Origin of the sequence: Streptomyces sp. NPDC048584 (assembly GCF_043199595.1) — a bacterium.
Lineage (GTDB): Bacteria > Actinomycetota > Actinomycetes > Streptomycetales > Streptomycetaceae > Streptomyces > Streptomyces edwardsiae.
Map to the genome: position 1 here is coordinate 276,641 of NZ_JBICWF010000004.1, position 20,474 is coordinate 297,114.

The window sequence follows — 20,474 nt, forward strand, 5'->3', positions numbered from 1 at the left end:
GACCTCAGCCTCCCTTCGGCGGGACGATCTGGAGGTAGACGGCCGTCATCACCATGTTGACGAAGAAGAGCAGCAGGAACGTGATGACGACGGACTGGTTCACGGCGTCGCCGACGCCCTTGGGGCCGCCGCGCGGGTTGAGCCCCCGGTAGGCGGCGACGATCCCCGCGATGAACCCGAAGACCAGCGCCTTGAGTTCGCTGATGTACAGGTCGGGCAGCTGGGCGAGGGCGGAGAAGCTGGAGAGGTAGGCGCCGGGGGTGCCGCCCTGCATGATGACGTTGAAGAAGTAGCCGCCGAGGATGCCGACGACGGACACCAGCCCGTTGAGCAGCACCGCGACCCCCATGGCGGCCAGCACCCGGGGCACGACCAGGCGTTGCACGGGCGATACGCCCATGACCTCCATGGCGTCGAGTTCCTCGCGGATCTTGCGGGAGCCGAGGTCGGCGCAGATGGCCGAGCCGCCCGCGCCCGCGATCAGCAGGGCGACGATGAGCGGGCTGGCCTGCTGGACGACGGCGAGGACGCTGGCGCCCCCGGTGAACGACTGGGCGCCCAGCTGCTCGGTGAGGGAACCGACCTGGAGGGCGATCACGGCGCCGAAGGGGATCGACACGAGTGCGGCGGGCAGGATGGTCACGCTCGCCACGAACCAGAACTGCTCCACGAACTCCCGGAACTGGAAGGGTCTTCGGAAGACGGCACGGGTGACCTCGGCGGCGAGCGCGAAGAGCCGGCCGGTCTGCCGCAGGGCACCGGTGATCACGCGCCGCTCCCGGCGGGGGGCATCGTGAGGGTGGCCGCCCGCGCGTTCTTCGCGTAGGTGTCCCGGATGGCGGACCGCGCGGCCGGCGGCAACGAGTCGATCATTCCCATGACACGCTGACGCCGGCGGGTGACGGCCTGACGCGGCGGCAGGCCCGGCGACGGCTCCAGCTGCGGCACGATCACCCGCGGTGCGGCGGGGACGAGGGCGCCCGCCTCGGCGGCGAGGGTGGCCGCGTCCTTCTCCTCGGACATCCCGATGGGTCCCTCGCGCCGGCCGCCCAGGAACTGGGCCACGACCGGCTCGTCGCTGGTGAGCAGCACCTCGCGCGGGCCGAAGGTGACGAGTCGGCGCAGGAAGAGCATCCCCATGTTGTCGGGCACGGTGGCGGCGATGTCGAGGTTGTGGGTGACGATCAGCATCGTCGCGTCGAGCTGTGCGTTCAGGTCGATCAGCAGCTGGGAGATGTAGGCGGTACGGACCGGGTCGAGCCCGGAGTCCGGTTCGTCGCACAGGATGATCTGCGGGTCGAGGACGAGCGCGCGGGCCAGTCCGGCCCGCTTGCGCATACCGCCGCTGATCTCTCCCGGAAGCTTTCCCTCCGCGCCCAGCAGCCCGACGACCTCGATCCGCTCCATGACGATACGGCGGATCTCGGACTCCTTCTTGCGGGTGTGTTCCCGCAGCGGGAAGGCGATGTTGTCGAATAGCGACATCGACCCGAAGAGGGCGCCGTCCTGGAACATGAGACCGAACAATTTACGGGTCTCGTAGATATCCTTTTCGGGACTGTTCACCATGTCCACCCCGTTGATGAGGACACGGCCCTTCTCGGGTTTGAGCAGCCCTATGAGCGACTTCAGGAAAACGGTCTTCCCGGTACCGGACGGGCCCAGCATCACGCTGACCTCGCCGGCCGGAAGAGTGAGTGACACGTCCCGCCAGATGCTCTGCTTACCGAAAGACTTGGTCAGACCCTCGACCACTACTTCGATTCCCATATCACCTCCAGCGGACGTCGGTCGGCCAGGTGCCGCGGGCGCACGTTAAGTCGGTGCGGAGCGCACTGACAACGGGTGCGGCGGCGATCTCCGCCGGCCCCGCCGAACTTGTCACCGCGCACACAACCCACCGGCCCCGTACTTGTCTCCGGGGAGACAGGGCAGGGTCCCGCGGCTCCGGGGGGTGTGGACCCGTGAGACCCCGCCGACGGACGGCCGGACCCGATGGAGGGTGGGGCCGGAAAGCGCCCGTCATGGCTCCGGCCGACGGGGGCCACCGACCTGGAACCGAGCACCACACCGGCACGTTACGGCCGGGTAACCTCGGCGGGCAACACCGGAATCAAGGTTTTCCGGGATACCGACTCCAGCCATCCGGAACCTGTCACCGCGGACACAAAAAACCCTCCCGATGTTGTCACCGAGTGAGCGGACGACCCCCACCGCGGGCGACTTCCGGAGAAAGTGGCCGACTTCGCCGTACAGTTTCGGCCTTGGCAGCTCGTGACTAACGGGAACCGCGAATCACTCACGGCGGGAACAGCTTGTTCCCCTTTTCAAAGAATCATGGGCCGCCGCATTGTTCGGCTAAGTTTCCGGCGAGTAACGTCACGGCTCACCGCAGGCCAACCCTCAAGGAGCCCTAGTCATGAAGAAGAGCATGAGAAGGTCAGCGATCGTGGTGTGTGCGGCCGCGTCCGCGCTGGGTCTCGCCGCCGGCCCGTCCACCGCGGTGCCCTCCACCGTGTGGACCGTCACCCCCTCGCCGTCCTCGTTCGACGCCGTGAACGTGGGCAACATCGTGCTGACCGCCACCATCCCGATGACCTGCACGACCTCCACCGCGGACGGCGTGATGAACAGCGCCACCGGCAACCCCGGGGACGTCGCCGACATCGACACCATGAACTTCGGTGCCTCCGGCTCGCCGTGCACCAGTGTGCTGGGCAACGTCACCACCACCTCGGTCACCCCGTGGGACGTCATCGCCGTGGACTACAACGCGTCGACCGGTGTCACCAAGGGCCACGTCGGCAACGTCACGGCCAATGTGACGGCCGGCGCCTGCAAGTTCACCGTGTCCGGCAAGGCCTCGGCCACCTACACCAACTCCAGTGGCGTCCTCGCGGTCAACAGCACCGCGGGCGAGCTGACGGTCAGCAACCCCGTCAACTGCGGGGCGATCGTCACCGTCAACACCAAGCCCACCTTCAAGGGCAACTACGCCGTCACGGAGTCGGGCACCGGCGCCATCCCGACGATCGTCGGCTCCAACCCGTAGGGCCCGCCCCGTTCCGCCCGGCCGGTGACCCCGGCCGGGCGTTCGCGGGCTCCGTACCGCGTCCTCAGACATCAGCATCCCGTCCGAGCGGAGTCGCATGAAGGTCCACCGCACCGCCGCCCCCCGGCCGCCCCGGGTCCGTACGACGTCGATCGCCGCCTTCGTCGTCCTGGCCGCCCTGATCCCGACGACGGCCTCCGCCACGGGCCCTCAGGAGATCGAGGCCGAACTCCCCTACGTCTGCGCCCTCCCCTCGGGTCAGCAGCCGGCGACGGTACGGATCTCGGCGGACTTCCCCCAACGGGCGGACAAGGGGGAGGCGTTCACGCCGGACGGCGTCACCGTCACGCTGGAACTGCCGGAGGCGGCGGTCGCGGATCTCGTCGCGCGCGACGCGGCGGAGGTACGGCCCGCGACCCGGCTCGCGGTCGGTGTCGCCCAGAACGAGGCGACGGCCACGGCGACCTGGCGCGGCAGCGCCGAACCGGCCGCCCTTCCCGCGTCCGGGCCGCTGACCCTGACCACGACGGGCGACGTCCCCTCGGTGGCCGGGCAGAGCGACGGCGACCTGACCTTCACCGCCGGCGCCCTCGCCCTCGACCTGGCGCTCGGCGCGGCGGACCCGGCCGCCACCGGCCCCGGCTCACTGACCGTCGACTGCGTCCTCGCCGAAGACGCGCCAAAGGAGGGCCTGCTGGCCACCGTACCGGTCGGCGCGCAGACCCCCGGGGCGAGCGCCTCGCCCTCGCCGTCCGGGCCGGCAGGGACCCCGAGCGCACCGGCGGACGAGGCACCGGAGCGCCAGGGCGACCGCTCGCCGAAGCTGGTGGAGCCCGCCCCCGGCACCGCCCCCGACCGCGACGACGTACCGCCGTGCCGCTACGACGAGCAGCACCCGCCCACGGACGTGTCGCTCAACGCCTATGTCACCGGCTACGCCAACGTGAAGAAGCTGAAGGGCGCCGCGTATCTGCCGCCGTCCTGCGTCCTGATCGAGCAGGGGCTGCCCGAGATGGGTCCCCCCGACCCCGAGTATCTGATCTTCGACACCCTGTCGTGGGCGAACTTCCACTATCAGGAGCGGAAGCAGACACCGCCGTTCAAGGCGACCTTCCTGTCCTTCGACTTCGCCCCGGTGACGGCCACCATGGTGCTGGAGCAGACGGACGTCATACGGATCGACTCCCGTATGAAGATGAGCATGATCGACTTCACCACGGTCACGGACACCTATGTCCGGGCCCCGGTGGTCCTGCACGTGCTGGACCTCGAGGTCAACGGGACACCCCTGGACGTCGGTCCCGAGTGCCGGACCGAGACGTCCCTCGTGTCCGAGGACCCGGACCCCCAGACCTTCCCGGGCGACCACCTCGTCCTGTACGGCCGGGGCGAGCAGATCCTCGGCGAGCCGGCCACCGGCTATCTGCTCCTCAGCGGCGGTGTGCTGTCCGGCAAGGCGACCATCCCGGCCTTCACCGGCTGCGGCAACGGCGTCGAGGACCTGGACCGCCTGCTCACCGCCTCCGTCTCCGGTCCCGACAACTACATCAAGCAGGTCCAGGGCCAGACGTGCGCGATCGCCGCCCCCGTCTTCCCGAGCCCCACCAACGAAGGCCAGTGCACCGAGGACCTCCAGCCCTACGAGATCCCGGCCGCCGAACGCTGATCCCTCTCCCCCTTCACGGAAGGCCACCACCATGCGCCCGAACCGTACCCGCACCCGGCTCGCCACCGTCTCCGCGCTGACCGCGCTCGGCGCCTTCGCCTCCCTGGGCACGGCGACCGCCGCCGGCCCGGCGCTGAACGGCGAGTGGGCCCCCTTCACCCGCTGTCCCGTGGACGCCCCGGCGATGCTGGCCGCCGATGGCTTCGAGCGGACCCCGCAGTGTGTGGTCTCCACCTCGGCGAGCGGCTCCATCAAGCTGGGCGACACCGTCGTGACGACCGGGAAGACCAATCTGCAGATCGGTGTCGTGCAGAACGCGGACGGCACCAGCACGGTGGTCGCCCCGGCCTCCGGCGCGCTGGTCGCCGAGCCCGCCACCGTGCCCGGCGGACTGCTCGGCCTGATGTGCCCGAGCGACATCCTCGTCATCACGGGCCTGTGCGAGTCGCTGGAGAACTCCAGCCTCAACAAGATCACCGCGACCATGGAGTCCGTCGGCGCGCCCTACGCCTTCGACCAGACCGCGGGCGTCCTCACGGACACGCCCATCGTCGCCCTGCCGGTCCGCATCCACCTGGAGAACCCGCTCCTCGGCAGCAAGTGCTACATCGGCACGGCCGCCAAGCCGATCGTGCTGCGCCCCGAGAACCGTGACTTCCCGGCGTTCGGCATGAGCTTCTTCGACGGCGACGGCACCGTCGACCCGGCCGGCGAGATGAGCAGGATCGACCTCACCGGCGCCCCCCAGAACGACAGCACCTTCGCGGTCCCGGCCGCCAGTGGCTGCGGCCTGAACATCGGCCTGATCAACGCCGCCGTCAACGCGAAGACCGGACTGCCCTCCGCCGCCGGGAACAACAGTGTGACCCTGGAGAACACCCAAACCAGCCTCACCGGCCTCAACGCCCCCGGAACCGCCGCCCCCGACGCCGGCAAGGTCCTCTCGGAGAACTGGCACTCCGCGAACCGCTGACCACCCCGGCACCGGCACCGTGCAGCCGCCCCGGCAGCCGGCTCTCACAACCATGACGCGATTCCTCCACAAGTGATGTACAACACAACAAAGTTGATTTACCGTCAGGTTGCCAAGCCGGTGAACCCCGGCGGACCGGTCCGGGTTCCGCCCCGACAAGGGCGGGGCCCGGCCGGCCCGCCCCACCGGACATGTCGGAGAGCAAGGGATCACTCATGCCCTCAAGCGCGCGTCCCCCGGTGCTCGGTGAACCGCTCGACCCGCTTCCCAGGCAGTTCGCGGCCTTCATGCGCCCGCAGCTTCCCGGGCTGCTGAACGAGATACGGACCGAGGTCACCCGCACCTACCCGGTGTACGGCAGGCTGCTCAACGGCCCCGACGGGGACGCGATCCGGCAGGGCGTCGAGCAGGCGCTGACCGCCTTCGTGGACCGGGTGGCCGACCCCGCCAGCAGCTCGGAGCTGCGGGACGAACTGCTGCGCAGATTCGGCCGGGTGGAGGCCTACGAGGGCCGGGACCTGGAGGTCCTCCAGGGCGCCTACCGGCTCGGCGCCCGTATCGCCCTGCGCCGGGCCAGGACGGTGGGCCGCCAGCACAGCCTCTCCCCCGCCCTGATCCTCGCCTTCGCCGACGCCCTCTTCGCCTATGTCGAGGAACTCGAGTCGGTCACCCGCGAGGGATACGCGGAGGTACGGGAGCGCGCCGCCTCCGAGGAGTCCGCGTTACGCAGACAGTTACTGCACTCCCTGCTCTCCTCCTCGCCGCCGCCCCGCACGACCGTCTCCGAGCTCTGCAAGACCGCCGCCTGGGAGCTGCCCCGCTCCTGCTTCCTGGTCGCCCTGCGGCCTCCGGCGTCCGAGCACATCCTGGCGGGACTCGACCGGGACGTCCTCGCCGACCTGGACATTCCGCAGCCGCATCTGCTCGTCCCCGGGGACCTCACCCCGCAGCGCCTCGACATGCTCCGTACGGCCCTGACCGGCACGCGTGCCGCGATCGGTCTGACCGTGCCGCTCAACCAGGCGGCCGACTCCGTCCGCTGGGCCCGCCGGGTGCTTCAGCTCGCCGACGACGACGTCATCGCCGACGCCCCGCTGATCCGCTGCGAGGACCATCTGACGACGCTGTGGCTGCTCTCCGACAACGCCCTCGTCGACCGGGTCGCGGCACGTGAACTGGCCGCGCTCGACGAACTCCCGGCCCGCCGGCGCGACCGGCTCGTCGAGACCCTGCGGGTGCACGTCTCCACCCGGGCGCCGGCCGAACAGGTCGGCGAGATCCTGGGCGTGCACGCGCAGACCGTCCGCTACCGGCTGCGGATGCTGGACACCTATCTGGGCGACCGGCTCGCCGACCCCGAGCACCGGTTCGCCATCGAGGTGGCGCTGCGCTCCCTCCACCTGCGGGGCCACGACAGCCCCGAGTGACCCCGGTCGTGCAGTTCCGGCGCCCAGATGGTGCGGCACCGGGAGGCCGCGTCGCCCTTCCGCACCTGCACGCCGGGGGCGGTGGCGAGGCCGCCGAGGGCGGGGGACTGGCGGACGGTGATGACGTCGGTCCAGGACGTGCTGATCAGGTAGTGGTCGCCGTCGTGGTGGACGAGCCACGGGTCGGCGCCCTTCCGGGCCTTGACGGGGTTGGCGAAGGAGGCCGCCCGCGCGGACGACTGCCCGAGCGAGAGGGCGAGCAGCAGCGGGGCCGGCGGGGTCAGTAGGCGACGGGCCATCCGCTGCTCCAGTCCAGGAGGTTGATGCCGAGCTTGGGGGTGCCGTTGTCGTTGCCGTCGTAGTAGTGGTAGACGATCAGGTCCCCGTCGACGTCGTTCATGATCGACTGGCCGCCGGGGCCGATGACGCTGCCGTGCGACTCGAGGACGGGCGTGCCGCCGTTGTTCGTCATCGCGACGCCGTTCCTGTCGCGGTAGGGACCGGTGACGCCGGTGGCGCGGCCGACCTTGACCTTGTAGGTGGAGCCGGTGCCGGCGCAGCAGGTGTCGTACGAGGCGAAGAGGTAGTAGTAACCGTTCCGCTTGACGACGAACGGCGCCTCGACGGCCTTCGTCCCGGTGGGGCGGGAGGCGAGCGAGTAGCGGGTGGTGTGGGAGGAGAGCTGCTTCCCGGTGGACGGGTTGATCTGGATCATCTTGATGCCGGTCCACCAACTGCCGAAGGACAGCCACCATGTGCCGTCGTCGTCGACGAACAGGTTGGGGTCGATGGCGTTGTAGTCGCTGGAGGAGCTCGAGGTGTAGACGGTGCCGTAGTCGGTCCAGCTGCCGGGCCGGCCGGTGGTCGAGCCGGCGAGGCCGATGGCGGAGGTGTTGGAGCCGAACTTCGAGACGGAGTAGTACATCAGGTACGTGCCGCCGTGGTACGAGATGTCCGGCGCCCAGGCCTCCGGCACGGAGGAGTAGGTCCGCCACCAGCCCGGGCGGGACGAGAACGCGTCGGCGCCGGCGGCGAAGGCGACGCGGTCGGTGGAGGTCTTGCCGGAGATGCCGCCGCCGGTCGCGTAGAGCAGGTACTGCCCGGAGGGGGTCCGGATCATCGACGGGTCGTGGGTGACGACGGACCCGGTGACCCGGCCCGGGTCGGGGTACGCCGAGGCGGTGGTCGGCATCAGGGCGAGCAGCGCGGCCGTGGGGAGCGCGAGCAGCGCGGTGCGCTTTCGGAGGATGCGGCTCATACGGGGTTCTCCTTGCGGTGGGGGTGACGGTGCCGTTCGGAATCCCGAACGGCGATCGCAAGTTCGAACGGACCGTAGAATCGAACCACTTGCGCGTCAATGACCCGTGCGGACCCGGCACCCGCCGCCCGGCCGGAGAACCCACGGGGCGGACGGACCCGCCGGCCCGCCCGCCCCCTGGGCCCTGCCGGGTGTCACTCCTGCGGGCACTCCTGCCAGGCGAGGTGGTACACCGTGCTGATGTCGCCGTCCGTGGAGTCCATCGTCATGAAGCTGACGTCGTCCGGGGACGTGGAGCCGGCGCTCACCCGCAGCTCCGTGTTGATGTTGAAGTTGCGCTGGACTCCACAGGGCGCGTAGACCAGCTGGGCCCAGTCGGTCTCGTCCGTGGCCTGCCAGTTGTCGTCGTACGGGCCCGTGAACGGATGGCTGCGGTACTCGGTGTTCGGGGAGCCCTGGAAGTAGTACGACGCCCTCTGGGTGCCCTTCGCGCCGGACTGGAGCGAGGCGAAGCCCCGGTAGTCGGCGCTGGCGATGGCGTAGGTGAAGCCCGCGGGGACGTGCACGAGCAGGCTGAGCTGGCAGTTCTTGCGGAAGTCCGTGGGACCGGAGTTCCCGCCGGCCTGGGCGAGGTAGTCGCTGTACGTCACGGTGAACGCGGTGTTGTCCGCGGAGACGGCGACCGCGGCGGTGCCCTGGGGGCAACCGGAACCGTTCACCGTGGCGACCTTGATGACGATCTTGTCCGGCGGCGGGTCCTCGAAACCGGTCGCCGGGTTGTGCGCGGGTAACGCGGCGGTGAGGAGCGTGGCCGCCGCCGCACTCAGGAGCAGTGCACCAGCCATGGTTCTCCGTCCTTCGGTGGGGGGTTGGTTGAAGTGTCATGCACATGCCAATAGTGCGGGCGTGTGCGCTCCCGACCCTGTGAAGGAGGCATGGAGGTACGGTGAAGGCCGGGAGCGTTCCGCATCGTAGGGAGCGACGCGACCGGCGCACAGGGTGAACTCCGGCCATTCACTTCCGCCATGCACCGCCGGGACACAAGGGGACGTACCGGGACCGCCGTGTGAACGGAAGGGTTCCGGTTCATGGACAATGGCCCACCGGCACCACGGCAGGAGGCGCTCCCTTGGAGCTCAGCAGGCGTACCTTCACCACCCTGGCCGGCACGGCGGCGCTCGGTCTCGCGCTGGCCGGCAGCGGCGGGGCGGCGACCGGCCCGCGCGGACCGCGCAGCGTGCCGACCGGCCCGCCGCCCCCTCCGCCACGGGCGGACGGAAGGCGGCACCGGATCGGCTTCGACGGGTACTCGCTGCTGGTCGACGGCCGCCGGCTGGTGCTGTGGTCCGCCGGCATGGACCCCTTCCGGCTGCCCAGCCCGTCCCTGTGGCGGGACGTCCTGCAGAAGCTGCGGGCCCACGGGCACAACGCGGTGAGCGTGTCGGTGCCGTGGAACCACCACTCCCCCGCCCCCGGCCGGTACGACTTCACCGGAGTACGGGATCTGCGGCTGTTCCTCGACACGGCCGCCGAGGAGCGGCTGTACGTCATCCTGCGCCCCGGTCCCCACCTGGGCCCCGATGTGGACGCCGGGGGCCTCCCCGGATGGCTGACGGCCGTCGACGGGACCGCGCGGACCGACGATCCGGAGTATCTGCGGCATGCCGAAGCATGGCTGACCGCCGTCAACACCATCGCCGTCCGGCATCTGTTCACCGCGGGCGGCGGCACCGTACTGCTCTACCGGCTCGAGGACGGCATCCCCGCCGGCGACCCGGCCGGGCAGGCCTGTCTGGCCCGCCTGTACGCCACAGCGCGCGCCGACCGTATCGACGTACCGCTGTTCCACGGGGACGGGCGCTTCGGCCTCGCCGAGGACGGCACGCGGACGCCGGGCTTCCGCTCCGACGCCGGGTACGAGCGGCGCGACCATCTGACCGGCCTCGCCGGGGGGATCACCGCGCAGAACGTCCGTACGGTGTTCGGCGGCACGTCGTGGGGGTGGCTGCCGGGAACGGGCGCCCCCGCGTCGTACGGGCGCGGGGCACCCATCGACGAGGGCCGCCGGCCCACGGCGGAGATGGCCCCGCTCCAGCAGTTCGGGCATCTGGTGCGGACCGTGCCCGACCTCGCCCGGCTGGACCCGGCGGGCGGGACCCGGGCGGCGGACGGCCGGCTGACGGTCCGCCACCTCACCAACCCGGACACCGGCGCCCAGGTGTACGTGGTGCGCAACGACTCCTCCGAGCAGGTCCGCTCGATGCTGCCGGACAGCGGCATCGAGGTGCCGGTCACGGTGGCACCGCACGACGCCAAACTGCTCGTCTCCGGGCTGGAACTGGGCCGGCGCAAGCTGGCGTACACCACCGCGCAGCCGATGCTGAGGATGGCCACCGGGCGGCTGGACGTCGCCGTGTTCGTCGGCCGGAGCGGCGAGCAGGCACAGCTGGCGCTGGACTGCGACGTCCAGCCGGAGGTCCTGCGCGCGGACACCGAACCCGCGTGGTCCTACGACGGGGGCAGGCTGAACCTCGTCGCACCGCTCGGCGTGGGCGGGCTGAGCAGGGTCCTGGTCAAGGGCGGGGACTCCGACGTCCCCCTGGTGCTGCTGTTCGCCGACGACGCGACCGCGCTGCGCCTGTGGCCGTACGAGACCCCGTCCGGCTCCCTGCTGGTCTACGGTCCGGCGATGCTGCGCTCGGCCACCCTGCGCGGTTCCACCGTCCACCTCGTCGGCGATGTCGTGGCCGAGACCGGTGTGGAGGTGTGGGGGCCGCCCGGGATCACCTCCGTCACCTGGAACGGGGAGCCGGTGCGCACGTATCTCGGCCGGTCCGGCAGCCTGGTGATGGAGGGGATGATGCCGGACGCGCCCACCGTGACCCTGCCCGCGCTGGACGGCTGGCGGCGGCGGGGCGGCAGCCCGGAGTCCGAGCCGGACTTCGACGACTCGGCGTGGGCCGTGGCCGACCGCACCTCGTCGCACAGCACCACACCCGTGCCCGAGGGCTCTCCCGTGCTCTTCGCGGACGACTACGGCTTCCACTACGGCGACGTCTGGTACCGGGGGCGGCTCACGGACACCCGCGATGTCACGTCCGTGTCCCTGTCCTACGGCGCCGGTGCGCACGGGCTGCTGATGGCCTGGCTGGACGGGCGCCCGCTGGGCTCACACCGTATGCCGGCGCCGGAGAAGGGCGAGGGCACGCGGACGGCGACGGCCGTCTTCGAGGTGCCCGGGAAGCGGCGCGAGCGGGGCGGGCATGTGCTGTCCGTGCTCGTACGGCCGATGGGGCACGACGGGGACGCGCGGGCGAAGGACGGTCACAAGGCCGCGCGGGGCCTCGTGGCCGTCGGGTTCGGGGGCCGCTCCCGGAGCGTCGAGTGGCGGCTCCAGGGCGCCACCGCGCCGGACCGGGTGCGCGGACCGCTCAACAACGGCGGCCTGCACGGCGAACGGAACGGCTGGCATCTGCCCGGCTTCGACGACCGCGGCTGGCGGGCCGTCGAGTTCCCCCGGCGGGAGCGGCGGCAGGGGGTGGCCTGGTACCGGACGGAGTTCCGGCTGGACGTACCCGCCGACGTGGACGCGTCGATCGGGCTCACCCTCGACGACGACCCGGAGCGCGCCTACCGGGCCCAGATCTTCCTCAACGGCTGGAACCTGGGCCAGTACCTCAACGATGTGGGCCCGCAGCACACCTTCGTCCTGCCGAACGGGATTCTGCGCACACGGGGCGCCAACACACTGGCCCTGGCGGTACTGGCCGACGGCACCACCCTCTCGGGCCCGCGCGAGGTGCGCCTGACGCTGCTGGGCGCCGCGCGGGGCGGTGTTCCGGTGAAGGCGGTGGACTCACCGGGGAGGGGGTGAGCCCACCGCCGGTCGGCTACGCCAGCCGGATCACGTTCCAGGACAGCGGCTCCAGTACGGCGCCGAGCAGGCCGTTCTCCAGCGTGGTGCCGTCGACCGGGTGCGGGGTGACCCGCTCGGGCTCGGCGAGGGTGTTGCGGGCGTCGGGGTCGTCGTCCGCGAGGGCGCTGTGCCCGACGACCTCCGTCAGCCGCAGACCGCTCAGCGCGACCTCCAGCGGAAGGGCCTCCGTACGCGAGCGGTTGACGGCGAACACCGTGACCGTGCCGTCCTCGGCGCGTACGGCGGTGGCGTGCAGCAGGTCGGCCGCACCGTACTTCCTCGTCTCGTACGTCGGTGAGTCCACCCGTACGTCCAGCACCTCGCCCCGGCCGTATGCCGAGGCCTGGGAGAAGGGGAAGAACGTCGTCTGCCGCCAGGCCGGGCCGCCCGGTTCCGTCATGATCGGGGCGATCACGTTGACGAGCTGGGCGAGGCAGGCGACGGTGACCCGGTCCGCGTGCCGGAGCAGCGCGATGAGCAGCGAGCCGAAGACGACGGCGTCGGTGACGCTGTAGTTGTCCTCCAGCAGACGCGGGGCCTCGGGCCAGTCCAGGGCACTGACCTGGGCCTGGGTACGGGACAGATACCAGACGTTCCACTCGTCGAAGGAGAGGTCGATCCTCTTCTTCGACTTGAGGCGGGCACCGACGTGGTCGCAGGTGGCGACCACGTTCTCGATGAAGGACTCCATGTCGACGGCGGAGGCGAGGAAGGAGTCGACGTCACCGTCGAGCGGCTCGTAGTAGGCGTGCAGGGAGATGTGGTCGACCAGGTCGTACGTCTCCTCGAGGACCGTCGCCTCCCACTCGGCGAACGTCTCCATGGACTGACCGGAGGAGCCGCAGGCGACGAGTTCGACGTCCGGGTCGATCTGGCGCATGGCGCGGGCCGTCTCGGCGGCGATACGGCCGTACTCCTCGGCGGTCTTGTGACCGGTCTGCCAGGGGCCGTCCATCTCGTTGCCGAGACACCACAGGCGGATGCCGAACGGGTCCTTGTCGCCGTGCTCCACGCGCAGGTCCGAGAGGGCCGTGCCGGAGGGGTGGTTGGCGTACTCCTGGAGCTCCAGGGCCTCCGCGACGCCCCGGGTGCCGAGGTTCAGGGCCATCATGGGCTCGGCCCGGGGGCCGATCCTCCTCAGGAACGCGATGTATTCGGAGAGGCCGAAGCGGTTGGTCTCCGTGGAGCGCCAGGCGAGGTCGAGGCGGCGGGGGCGGGCGTCCACGGGGCCTACGGAGTCCTCCCACTTGTAGCCCGAGACGAAGTTGCCGCCGGGGTAGCGGATGGTGGTGACGCCCAGTTCCCTGACCAGGTCGAGGACGTCCTGGCGGAGGCCCGCCTCGTCCGCGGTGGGGTGGTCCGGTTCGAAGATGCCGGTGTATACGCAGCGGCCGAGGTGTTCCACGAACGATCCGAAGAGGCGGGGGTTCACCTCACCGATGGTGAACGCGGGGTCCAGGGTGAAACGGGCGGTTCGCATATACGCCTTCCGAAGGGGGGTTTCCGTGCGGTGTGCGGCGGTGGTCATCGGCCGCCGCCCTCACGGTTGCGCAGCAGCCACCTGTCCGCGCCGGAGGCGAGCGCGTCGGCCCCGGTTCCGAGCGCCGCAAAGCCGAAGCTTCCCGCGACGGTCAACCCGCCGAGTGCGGCGAGGAGTTGCCTGCGATCCAGGCCGGGTTGTCCCATGCCCTGTCCCATCCGTCGTTCGATATGTCGAATAACGCCCGTAACTTCGAACGGAAGGTAAGGGTGATGCGCGGACGCGTCAATGGTTCGCACAAGAACTCACAGCGGGACTTCCGCGTCCGGTGCCCGTCCGGGGGAGGGACCGCCGTCACCGAGTGAATGTGTCGCACAGGGAACTGGCCGGGACGGCACCGGACTTGGCATATTGCACTGATGACCGGGCAACACCCAGGGGAACAGGGAGACAGCGGTGCGGACCAGGAAGGAGATGCGTCGTCTCGCTGACGCCCTCATCGACCCCATCCGGGTGGCGGTGCCGGCCGAACCCGAGGTGCTGTTCGAGGCGCTCGTCGCCTCCGTCGGCGCATGGCGCGGACGGGACGTACGGGTCCACCGGGCGGCGTTCCCCCCGCACACCGCGAGCGGGCTGTGGCTGGAGCGCGAGAGTCATGACGACGTGGTGGTCGACGAACGGGCCGCCGTATGGCACCAGATCGTGATCCTCTGCCATGAGGTGTGGCATATGAACCGCCGCGCCGCGGACACCGGCGCCGGACGGCCGGGACCGGTCGCCGCCCGCACCGACTTCAGCCTGGTGGAGGAACAGGAGGCCGACCGCTTCGCCATGCTGATGGGCAGCCGGCTGCGCATCTGGCTGGAGGCCTCCACCGACTCCGTGTACGCCGCGGAGGGCGGCGACCCCGGCCATCCGCGGGACCTCGCCGGACGGATCGGGGCCGCGCTCAACTACCGCGGGACGAAAGGATGAGCGGTCTGCTCAACTACGTCAGCTGCGGGGCGCTGTGGCTCGGACTGCTGGTCAGGGCGCCCGATCTGCTGCGGCACCGGCGCGACCCGTATCTGCGGTCGCTCTGCGCGGTGCTGGGCCTTGCGGGGCTGTGCTTCTTCCTGGGGGCGCCGCCCACGGTCGGCGCCGTCAACGACGTCAGCGGGGTGCCGAACCTCGCGGCGCCCCTCACCTATGTGGCGATCACCGGATACTGCGCGGCGTCCCAGGTCCTCGTCGTGCACTGGCGCGGCGGACCCCGGGTGCGGCGCACCGCCCGCCGCTGGATGCTCGCCTACGCCGTCGTCGTCCTCGGTATCGCGGTGATGTTCGTCCTCGGCGAGGCGCCCGAGGAACGCCGTACCGACCTGGACACCTACTACGCGACGACCCCGTTCATCGCCCAGATGATCGTGCTGTACCTGCTGGCGCACCTCACCGCCGTGACCGTCACCTCCGTCATGGCGCTGCACTGGGCACGCCGGGTGCGGGGCGGGCTGCGGGCGGGGCTGATCCTGCTCGGCGCCGGGTCGCTGTGCGGGGGCGGGTACAGCGTGGCCAAGCTCGCCGCGGTGGGCGCGCGCTGGACCGGACGGGACTGGTCGGGGCTCGGCACCACCGTCTCCCCGGCCGCCGCCGGGCTCGGCGCCCTGCTGACGGTCGTCGGGGTGCTCGTACCGCTGGCGGCGCCCCGGATCGCCGAGTGGCGGCGGGCACGGCGGACGTACGCCCGTCTCGAACCGCTGGAGCGGACGCTGGACGACCTCCTCACCCGCCGGGCGCTGCGGCTGCCCCGGCCCAGGTTCGCCTCCCCCACGACCCGGCTGATGTGGCGGCAGACCAGCGTCCACAACGCGCTGAGCCACCTCGACCCGTACGTCGACCGGGATCTGTACGACCGCGCCCTCGCCGAAGCACGGGAAGCGACGGACGACTCGGAGCGGGCGGAGGCGGCCGCCTGGGCGGCGGTGATCCGCGCGGCGGTGCGCGACGAGGCGGACCCGGCCCGGACGCCGGCGGGCGACGACGGCGGCCGTCTCCCGGGCCGGGTGCCGGACCCGGCCGCCCTGGTCCGCATCGCCGACGCGCTGACCGCCCCGGCGCCGGCGGCCGCCTCGGTCACGACCACGGCGCGGACCGCGTGAACCGGGCCCCGGACGAGAGGACGCGGCCGCTGTGAGTCTCGTCGTCTACCTGGCCGCCTTCGTGTTCGGCATGACGTCCGTGCTGCTGTTCCGCCGCCCGCGCAGGGCCACCCTCGCGGACCCGCTGACGCTGTCCACCTGCGCGGCGATCATCCTGGGCGCCCTCGTGCTCGTATGCGCCGCCCCGGCCACCCTGGCCACCGTCAACTCCCTCACCGGTGTCCCCAACTTCGGGGCCCCGCTCACCTACGGGATGCTCTGCGCGTACAGCTGCGCGGTGCTGGTGCTGCTGATCAACTGGCGGGGCGGATCCCGGGAGCGGGTGCGGCGCATGGTGCTGCGCAGTGTCGCCGCCTACGGGCTGCTGGTGGCCGTCGTCGTCGTCCTGTTCCTGCTCGCCGACGCGGACACCGAACGGCTCACCGACCTCGACACCTACTACGCCAACACCCCGTTCATGCGGGAGATGATCCTGCTCTACCTGGTCGGGCACAGCGCGGCGATGCTCGTGATGTGCGCCGTCTGCGTCAAGTGGGGGCGCGAGGTCCGGGGGCTGCTGCGGGTCGGACTGCGGCTGATCCTCGTGGGGGCGCTCCTCGACGTGGTGGGGTTCCAGCTCACCAAGTACACGGCGGTCGTGGCCCGTTGGTACGGTCACGATCTGGACTTCCTGTCCACCACGGTGGCCCCGCCGATGGCGTCGCTGGCCGCGCTGCTCTGCTCGGCGGGGTTCGCGCTGCCGAGGCTGCTGCCTGCCGCCCGCGCGCAGTGGCGGGGGTTCGGCGACTACCGGCGGCTGGGCCCGCTGTGGTACCTGGTGCGGTCGGCGTCGACCGCGCCCCGGCCGGGGGCGTCCTGGTGGCAGCTGCCGCAGGCGCGGCTCCAGTGGCGTGAGGTGTCCATCCACGACGGACTGCTCGCGCTGGCACCGTACTTCGACCGCCGGGTCCGTGAGCGGGCCCGGGACACGGCCCTGCTCGCGGGCCGCTCCCCGCACGAGGCGCGTCTCGCCGCGGAGGCGGCCATGCTGGCCGACGCGGCACGCCGGGCCGCCGCCCGCGAGGAACCACCCGACCCCGACGGCGGCTACCGGCTGCACGCCACCGAGGTCTCCGGCACCGGCGGGCTGGTGGAGCTGGCGCGGGCCCTGCACGGCGCGCCGCCGTCCCTGACCCGAACCATGACCGAACCCGAGGAGCCCCATGTCGCGTAGAGCTGTCGTCATCGGTGCCGGTCTGGCCGGCCTGCTGGCCGCGGCCGTGCTGTCCCGCGCGGGAGTGGACGAGGTGATCGTCCTGGACCGCGACGAACTGCCGGACGGCCCCGAGCACCGCAAGGGGCTTCCGCAGGGGCGGCACGCGCATCTGCTGATGGCGGGCGGCATGGACGTCATGGAGGAACTGCTGCCGGGCGCCGGGCTGCGGGCCCGGCTGCTGGCCGCCGGGGCGCACGAGATCCCGCTCACCTCGGGCATGCTGGCGCTCACGTCCGAGGGCTGGCTGCGGCGGTGGCGGCGCGAGGGCCCGGCGATGTTCACCTGCAGCCGGGCGCTGCTGGACTGGGTGGTGCGTACGGCCGTACGGGAGCAGGTGCCGCTGGAGATCCGCAGGGCGACGGTGGTGGGCCTGACGGGCACGGCGGCGCGGGTGCGCGGGGTGCGCGTCGCGACGCCCGGCGGCGACACGGACCTCGACGCGGACCTGGTCGTGGACGCGAGCGGCCGCGGAACGCGTGTCACCGGCTGGCTGAACGGTCTCGGACTGACCGGCGTGGAGGAGCAGGCGGTCGACCCGGGCCTGGTCAACGCGTCCCGCCTGTACCGGATCCCGTCCGGTGCCGAACGGTTCCCCCTGACGATCGTGCAGGCCAACCCGTACCTGTCCCGCCCGGCCCGCAGCGCGATGGTCATGCCGATCGAGGGCGGCCGCTGGCTGGCCAGCTGCGGCGGCTCCCGCGGCGGCGAACCCCCGGCGGACCCGGACGGCTTCCTGCGCTACACCCTCGACCTCCCGGACCCGATCGTCGGCCGCCTGATCTCCGGCGCCGAACCCCTCTCCGACGTCCATCTGAGCCGCTCGACCAGCAACGTGCGCCGCCATCTGGAACGCCTGCCGCACTGGCCGGAGGGCTTCACCGTCCTCGGTGACGCGCTCGCCACGTTCAACCCGGCGTACGGCCACGGGATGTCGGTGGCGGCGTTCGGGGCGCGGGCCCTGAGCCGGGAGCTGGCGCGGGGCGGGCCGGGCGCGCCGGGTCTCGGCCGGCGGGTGGTCCGGTCGGCCGCGCGGGCGGCGGACCCGGCGTGGACCCTGGCGGTGAGCCAGGACGCCCGCTACCCGGGCACCCGGGGCGCCGCCCCGCCGCCCCTCGCCGACCGCGCGCTGACGGCCTACACCCGGCGGCTGACCCGCGTGGCGACGGGGTCGTACGCGGCGGCGTCGGCGATCTGGGACGTCTCGAGTCTGCGCACGTCGCCGGCCCGCATCCTCCACCCGTCAGCCCTGCTGGCAGCCCTGACGGGCTCGCCCCTCCCCCCGTCCGTCAACCCCCCGCTGACGGCGGACGAACGCGGGGTCCTGCGGGACCTGGACCGTACGGGGGTGTGAGCCGGGGGGTCTTCGTCGCCCCCGGAGCCCCTTCCCGTCCCGTCCCCGGGGGCGCTGCCCCCGGACCCCCGCTCCTCAAACGCCGGAGGGGCTGGGAGTTCAGCCCCTCCGGCGTTTGAGGAGCGGGGTCTGGGGCGGAGCCCCAGTGTCGGGACGGGAAGGGGCGCCGGGGGCGGGATCAGCCCTGGAACGAGGGCTGGGGCACCCCCTTGCCCGCGCCCCGGACCACCAGCAGGGACCCCGACAGGGGATGCGGGGCCTCGAGCCCCACCCGAGCCGTCGTGATGTAGAGGTCCGTCAGGTCGGGCCCCCCGAAGGCACAGGCCGTGACGAGAGGGACGGGGAGCGGGATCACCCGGTCCAGGTCGCCGGAGGGGGTGTACCGCCGCACCGCACCCCCGTCCCACAGGGCGACCCAGACGCAGCCCTCGGCGTCGACGCACAGCCCGTCCGGGAACCCCGCCCCCTCCTCGATCGCGGCGAACGAACGCCGGTTCGTGATACGGCCGTCCGCCGCCCCCACGTCGAAGACGTCGATACGACGGGTCGGCGAGTCGATGTAGTACATCAGCCGCCCGTCCGGACTCCAGCCCGTCCCGTTGCTGACGGCCACGTCGTCCAGCAGGACGTCCACCCTGCCCTCACCGGTGACGCGGGACAGCGTGCCGCCACAGGGCGCCTCGTCGTACCGCATCGTGCCCGCGAACAGGCTCCCGTCCGGCGCGACCGCCGCGTCGTTCGCGCGGCGGCCGGGAACGACCTCCCGGTGCAGCCAGCGGAAGGCGCCGTCGGGGTCGAGCAGCCCGATGCCGTCCCGCAGGTTGAGGACGAGTCCGCCGCCCGCGCGGGGCTTGACGGCGCCCACGTGCTGGTCGGTGCGGAGCACGGTGCGCCGGCCGGTGGCGGGGTCGTAGGTGTGGACGCGGGAGCCGAGGATGTCGATCCACAGCAGGCGGCCGGTGGCCGGGTCCCAGGTGGGGCCCTCGCCGAGGGCCGCCTCCGCGCGGACGGCGACGTCGAAGGTGTGTGTCATGCGACGCTCCTGTGGCCCAGCCGCTCGGACAGTTCGGCGGCGCCCTTGACGGCCAGCTGCTCCAGCTCGCCCAGCCGTTCGTCGCTCCAGCGGATCATCGGTACGGAGATGGACAGCGCGGCCACCACCTGCCCCGTACGGTCGCGCACCGGGGCGGCGACGCAGGACACGTCCGGATTGGACTCGCGGCTCTCCACGGCGACGCCCCGGGCGCGGATCTCCGCAAGGGTCTCGCGCAGGGCGGCCACGTCGGTGATGCTGTTGGGGGTCATCGCGTCCAGCTCGGCGTCGCCGGGGATGCGCGCGGTGAGTTCCTGCTCGGGAAGGGAGGCCAGGAGCATCTTGCCGACGGAGGTGCAGTGGGCGGGCAGTCTGCGGCCGGCCGCCGACACCATCCGCACCGCGTGGGTGGAGTCCACCTTGGCGATGTAGATGACGTCGGTGTCCTCCAGTATCGCGACATGCACCGTCTCGTCGCAGGTCTCGGCGACCGAGCGGGCGACCTGCTGGCCCTCGGCGGCGAGGTCGAGGTGTTCGGCGTAACGGGCGCCGAGCTGGTAGGGGCGTACGCCGAGCCGGTAGCGGCCGGGCTGGCCCGCCACCGGGACGATGTACTTCCGGGCGGCCAGCGTGGTCACCAGCTCGTGCACGGTGGTGCGCGGCAGCTGGAGCCGGCGCACGATGTCGGGGGCGGAGAGCGTGCCGTCCCCGTCGAGGAAGAGCTCGAGAATGTCGAGAGCCCGGGTCACGGCTGGTACGAGGCGTCCCACGACCGGCCCCCTCCCTAATGTGTCTCAGGCGCCTGCGTCGTTCGAGATTTCAACAGGCGATCGGAATGGCGAACACACAGGCTAGCCATCCGGGTCGCCGTGGGCAACGGCACGGATTCGGACGGCGTCGTCACCGCACACGCGGTCCCCCCTGC

Annotated in this window: 18 protein-coding genes; 9 read left to right on the forward strand and 9 right to left on the reverse strand. The window is 71.8% G+C overall.

Annotated features, from left to right (window positions below; genetic code table 11):
• Positions 1-4: 4 nt before the first annotated feature.
• Positions 5-769, reverse strand: a complete 765-nt coding sequence (locus tag ACGFR9_RS11620) for an ABC transporter permease (protein WP_030218221.1) — start codon at positions 767-769, stop codon at positions 5-7.
• A complete protein-coding gene (locus tag ACGFR9_RS11625) occupies positions 766-1,770 on the reverse strand; it encodes an ABC transporter ATP-binding protein (protein WP_030218212.1) in 1,005 nt (334 codons plus the stop codon). The genes ACGFR9_RS11620 and ACGFR9_RS11625 overlap by 4 nt, the downstream gene beginning before the upstream one ends.
• 649 nt (positions 1,771-2,419) lie before the next feature.
• On the opposite strand from ACGFR9_RS11625, the gene ACGFR9_RS11630 reads away from it, so the two are divergent.
• From ACGFR9_RS11630 to ACGFR9_RS11645, 4 genes are all read left to right on the forward strand, one after another.
• A complete protein-coding gene (locus ACGFR9_RS11630) occupies positions 2,420-3,052 on the forward strand; it encodes a hypothetical protein (protein WP_030218210.1) in 633 nt (210 codons plus the stop codon).
• A 97-nt stretch (positions 3,053-3,149) separates the two neighbouring features.
• Positions 3,150-4,718, forward strand: a complete 1,569-nt coding sequence (locus ACGFR9_RS11635; RefSeq protein ID WP_393205844.1) for a DUF6801 domain-containing protein — start codon at positions 3,150-3,152, stop codon at positions 4,716-4,718.
• 31 nt (positions 4,719-4,749) lie between these two features.
• Positions 4,750-5,691 (forward strand): hypothetical protein, encoded by a 942-nt coding sequence (locus tag ACGFR9_RS11640; protein ID WP_311710086.1) that lies wholly within the window; start codon positions 4,750-4,752, stop codon positions 5,689-5,691.
• A gap of 215 nt (positions 5,692-5,906) precedes the next feature.
• A complete protein-coding gene (locus ACGFR9_RS11645; protein ID WP_030218202.1) occupies positions 5,907-7,118 on the forward strand; it encodes a helix-turn-helix domain-containing protein in 1,212 nt (403 codons plus the stop codon).
• Here the strand turns inward: ACGFR9_RS11645 and ACGFR9_RS11650 are convergent.
• From ACGFR9_RS11650 to ACGFR9_RS11660, 3 genes are all read right to left on the reverse strand, one after another.
• Positions 7,022-7,417: a family 43 glycosylhydrolase gene (locus tag ACGFR9_RS11650; protein WP_393205848.1), complete on the reverse strand. Its 396-nt coding sequence runs from the start codon at positions 7,415-7,417 to the stop codon at positions 7,022-7,024. The genes ACGFR9_RS11645 and ACGFR9_RS11650 overlap by 97 nt on opposite strands.
• On the reverse strand, positions 7,399-8,376 hold the full coding sequence (locus ACGFR9_RS11655; RefSeq protein WP_393205851.1) for an arabinan endo-1,5-alpha-L-arabinosidase: 978 nt from the start codon (positions 8,374-8,376) through the stop codon (positions 7,399-7,401). Before ACGFR9_RS11655 ends, ACGFR9_RS11650 begins: the two co-directional genes overlap by 19 nt.
• A 194-nt stretch (positions 8,377-8,570) precedes the next feature.
• Positions 8,571-9,221 carry a DUF4360 domain-containing protein gene (locus ACGFR9_RS11660; RefSeq protein ID WP_393205854.1) on the reverse strand — a complete coding sequence of 217 codons (651 nt, stop codon included), beginning with the start codon at positions 9,219-9,221 and terminating at the stop codon, positions 8,571-8,573.
• Positions 9,222-9,505: 284 nt separating this feature from the next.
• Between ACGFR9_RS11660 and ACGFR9_RS11665 the strand changes: the two genes are divergently transcribed.
• Positions 9,506-12,250 (forward strand): beta-galactosidase, encoded by a 2,745-nt coding sequence (locus ACGFR9_RS11665; protein WP_393205857.1) that lies wholly within the window; start codon positions 9,506-9,508, stop codon positions 12,248-12,250.
• A gap of 16 nt (positions 12,251-12,266) precedes the next feature.
• Here ACGFR9_RS11665 and ACGFR9_RS11670 read toward each other — a convergent pair whose 3' ends face one another.
• Together ACGFR9_RS11670 and ACGFR9_RS11675 are read right to left on the reverse strand one after the other, a co-directional pair.
• The gene (locus ACGFR9_RS11670) at positions 12,267-13,772 is read right to left on the reverse strand and encodes an alpha-N-arabinofuranosidase (RefSeq protein WP_393205860.1); all 1,506 of its coding nucleotides are present in this window, start codon (positions 13,770-13,772) and stop codon (positions 12,267-12,269) included.
• 44 nt (positions 13,773-13,816) lie between these two features.
• Positions 13,817-13,978 carry a hypothetical protein gene (locus ACGFR9_RS11675; RefSeq protein WP_393206335.1) on the reverse strand — a complete coding sequence of 54 codons (162 nt, stop codon included), beginning with the start codon at positions 13,976-13,978 and terminating at the stop codon, positions 13,817-13,819.
• Between the two features lie 250 nt (positions 13,979-14,228).
• Between ACGFR9_RS11675 and ACGFR9_RS11680 the strand changes: the two genes are divergently transcribed.
• Genes ACGFR9_RS11680 through ACGFR9_RS11695 form a run of 4 tightly spaced genes read left to right on the forward strand, consistent with a single transcriptional unit; the run spans position 14,229 to position 18,516 of the window.
• On the forward strand, positions 14,229-14,747 hold the full coding sequence (locus tag ACGFR9_RS11680) for a toxin (RefSeq protein WP_393205863.1): 519 nt from the start codon (positions 14,229-14,231) through the stop codon (positions 14,745-14,747).
• A complete protein-coding gene (locus ACGFR9_RS11685; protein ID WP_393205866.1) occupies positions 14,744-15,910 on the forward strand; it encodes an MAB_1171c family putative transporter in 1,167 nt (388 codons plus the stop codon). The genes ACGFR9_RS11680 and ACGFR9_RS11685 overlap by 4 nt, the downstream gene beginning before the upstream one ends.
• A gap of 31 nt (positions 15,911-15,941) precedes the next feature.
• Positions 15,942-17,123: an MAB_1171c family putative transporter gene (locus ACGFR9_RS11690; RefSeq protein ID WP_393205868.1), complete on the forward strand. Its 1,182-nt coding sequence runs from the start codon at positions 15,942-15,944 to the stop codon at positions 17,121-17,123.
• On the forward strand, positions 17,113-18,516 hold the full coding sequence (locus ACGFR9_RS11695) for an FAD-dependent oxidoreductase (protein ID WP_393205871.1): 1,404 nt from the start codon (positions 17,113-17,115) through the stop codon (positions 18,514-18,516). The genes ACGFR9_RS11690 and ACGFR9_RS11695 overlap by 11 nt, the downstream gene beginning before the upstream one ends.
• 178 nt (positions 18,517-18,694) lie before the next feature.
• Here the strand turns inward: ACGFR9_RS11695 and ACGFR9_RS11700 are convergent, their stop codons facing one another.
• Together ACGFR9_RS11700 and ACGFR9_RS11705 are read right to left on the reverse strand one after the other, a co-directional pair.
• Entirely contained in the window at positions 18,695-19,549 is an 855-nt protein-coding gene (locus ACGFR9_RS11700) for an SMP-30/gluconolactonase/LRE family protein (RefSeq protein WP_393205874.1), read from the reverse strand.
• Complete coding sequence (locus ACGFR9_RS11705) at positions 19,546-20,319, reverse strand: IclR family transcriptional regulator (RefSeq protein WP_393205877.1); 774 nt, start codon at positions 20,317-20,319, stop codon at positions 19,546-19,548. Before ACGFR9_RS11705 ends, ACGFR9_RS11700 begins: the two co-directional genes overlap by 4 nt.
• Between the last annotated feature and the right edge of the window lie 155 nt (positions 20,320-20,474).

Excerpts from the sequence above, each read along its gene's own strand:
- ACGFR9_RS11625 (WP_030218212.1), bottom strand. The coding sequence starts at position 1,770 with ATGGGAATCGAAGTAGTGGTCGAGGGTCTGACCAAGTCTTTCGGTAAG.
- ACGFR9_RS11630 (WP_030218210.1), top strand. The coding sequence starts at position 2,420 with ATGAAGAAGAGCATGAGAAGGTCAGCGATCGTGGTGTGTGCGGCCGCG.
- ACGFR9_RS11635 (WP_393205844.1), top strand. The coding sequence starts at position 3,150 with ATGAAGGTCCACCGCACCGCCGCCCCCCGGCCGCCCCGGGTCCGTACG.
- ACGFR9_RS11640 (WP_311710086.1), top strand. The coding sequence starts at position 4,750 with ATGCGCCCGAACCGTACCCGCACCCGGCTCGCCACCGTCTCCGCGCTG.
- ACGFR9_RS11645 (WP_030218202.1), top strand. The coding sequence starts at position 5,907 with ATGCCCTCAAGCGCGCGTCCCCCGGTGCTCGGTGAACCGCTCGACCCG.
- ACGFR9_RS11650 (WP_393205848.1), bottom strand. The coding sequence starts at position 7,417 with ATGGCCCGTCGCCTACTGACCCCGCCGGCCCCGCTGCTGCTCGCCCTC.
- ACGFR9_RS11655 (WP_393205851.1), bottom strand. The coding sequence starts at position 8,376 with ATGAGCCGCATCCTCCGAAAGCGCACCGCGCTGCTCGCGCTCCCCACG.
- ACGFR9_RS11660 (WP_393205854.1), bottom strand. The coding sequence starts at position 9,221 with ATGGCTGGTGCACTGCTCCTGAGTGCGGCGGCGGCCACGCTCCTCACC.
- ACGFR9_RS11670 (WP_393205860.1), bottom strand. The coding sequence starts at position 13,772 with ATGCGAACCGCCCGTTTCACCCTGGACCCCGCGTTCACCATCGGTGAG.
- ACGFR9_RS11675 (WP_393206335.1), bottom strand. The coding sequence starts at position 13,978 with ATGGGACAACCCGGCCTGGATCGCAGGCAACTCCTCGCCGCACTCGGC.
- ACGFR9_RS11685 (WP_393205866.1), top strand. The coding sequence starts at position 14,744 with ATGAGCGGTCTGCTCAACTACGTCAGCTGCGGGGCGCTGTGGCTCGGA.
- ACGFR9_RS11695 (WP_393205871.1), top strand. The coding sequence starts at position 17,113 with ATGTCGCGTAGAGCTGTCGTCATCGGTGCCGGTCTGGCCGGCCTGCTG.
- ACGFR9_RS11700 (WP_393205874.1), bottom strand. The coding sequence starts at position 19,549 with ATGACACACACCTTCGACGTCGCCGTCCGCGCGGAGGCGGCCCTCGGC.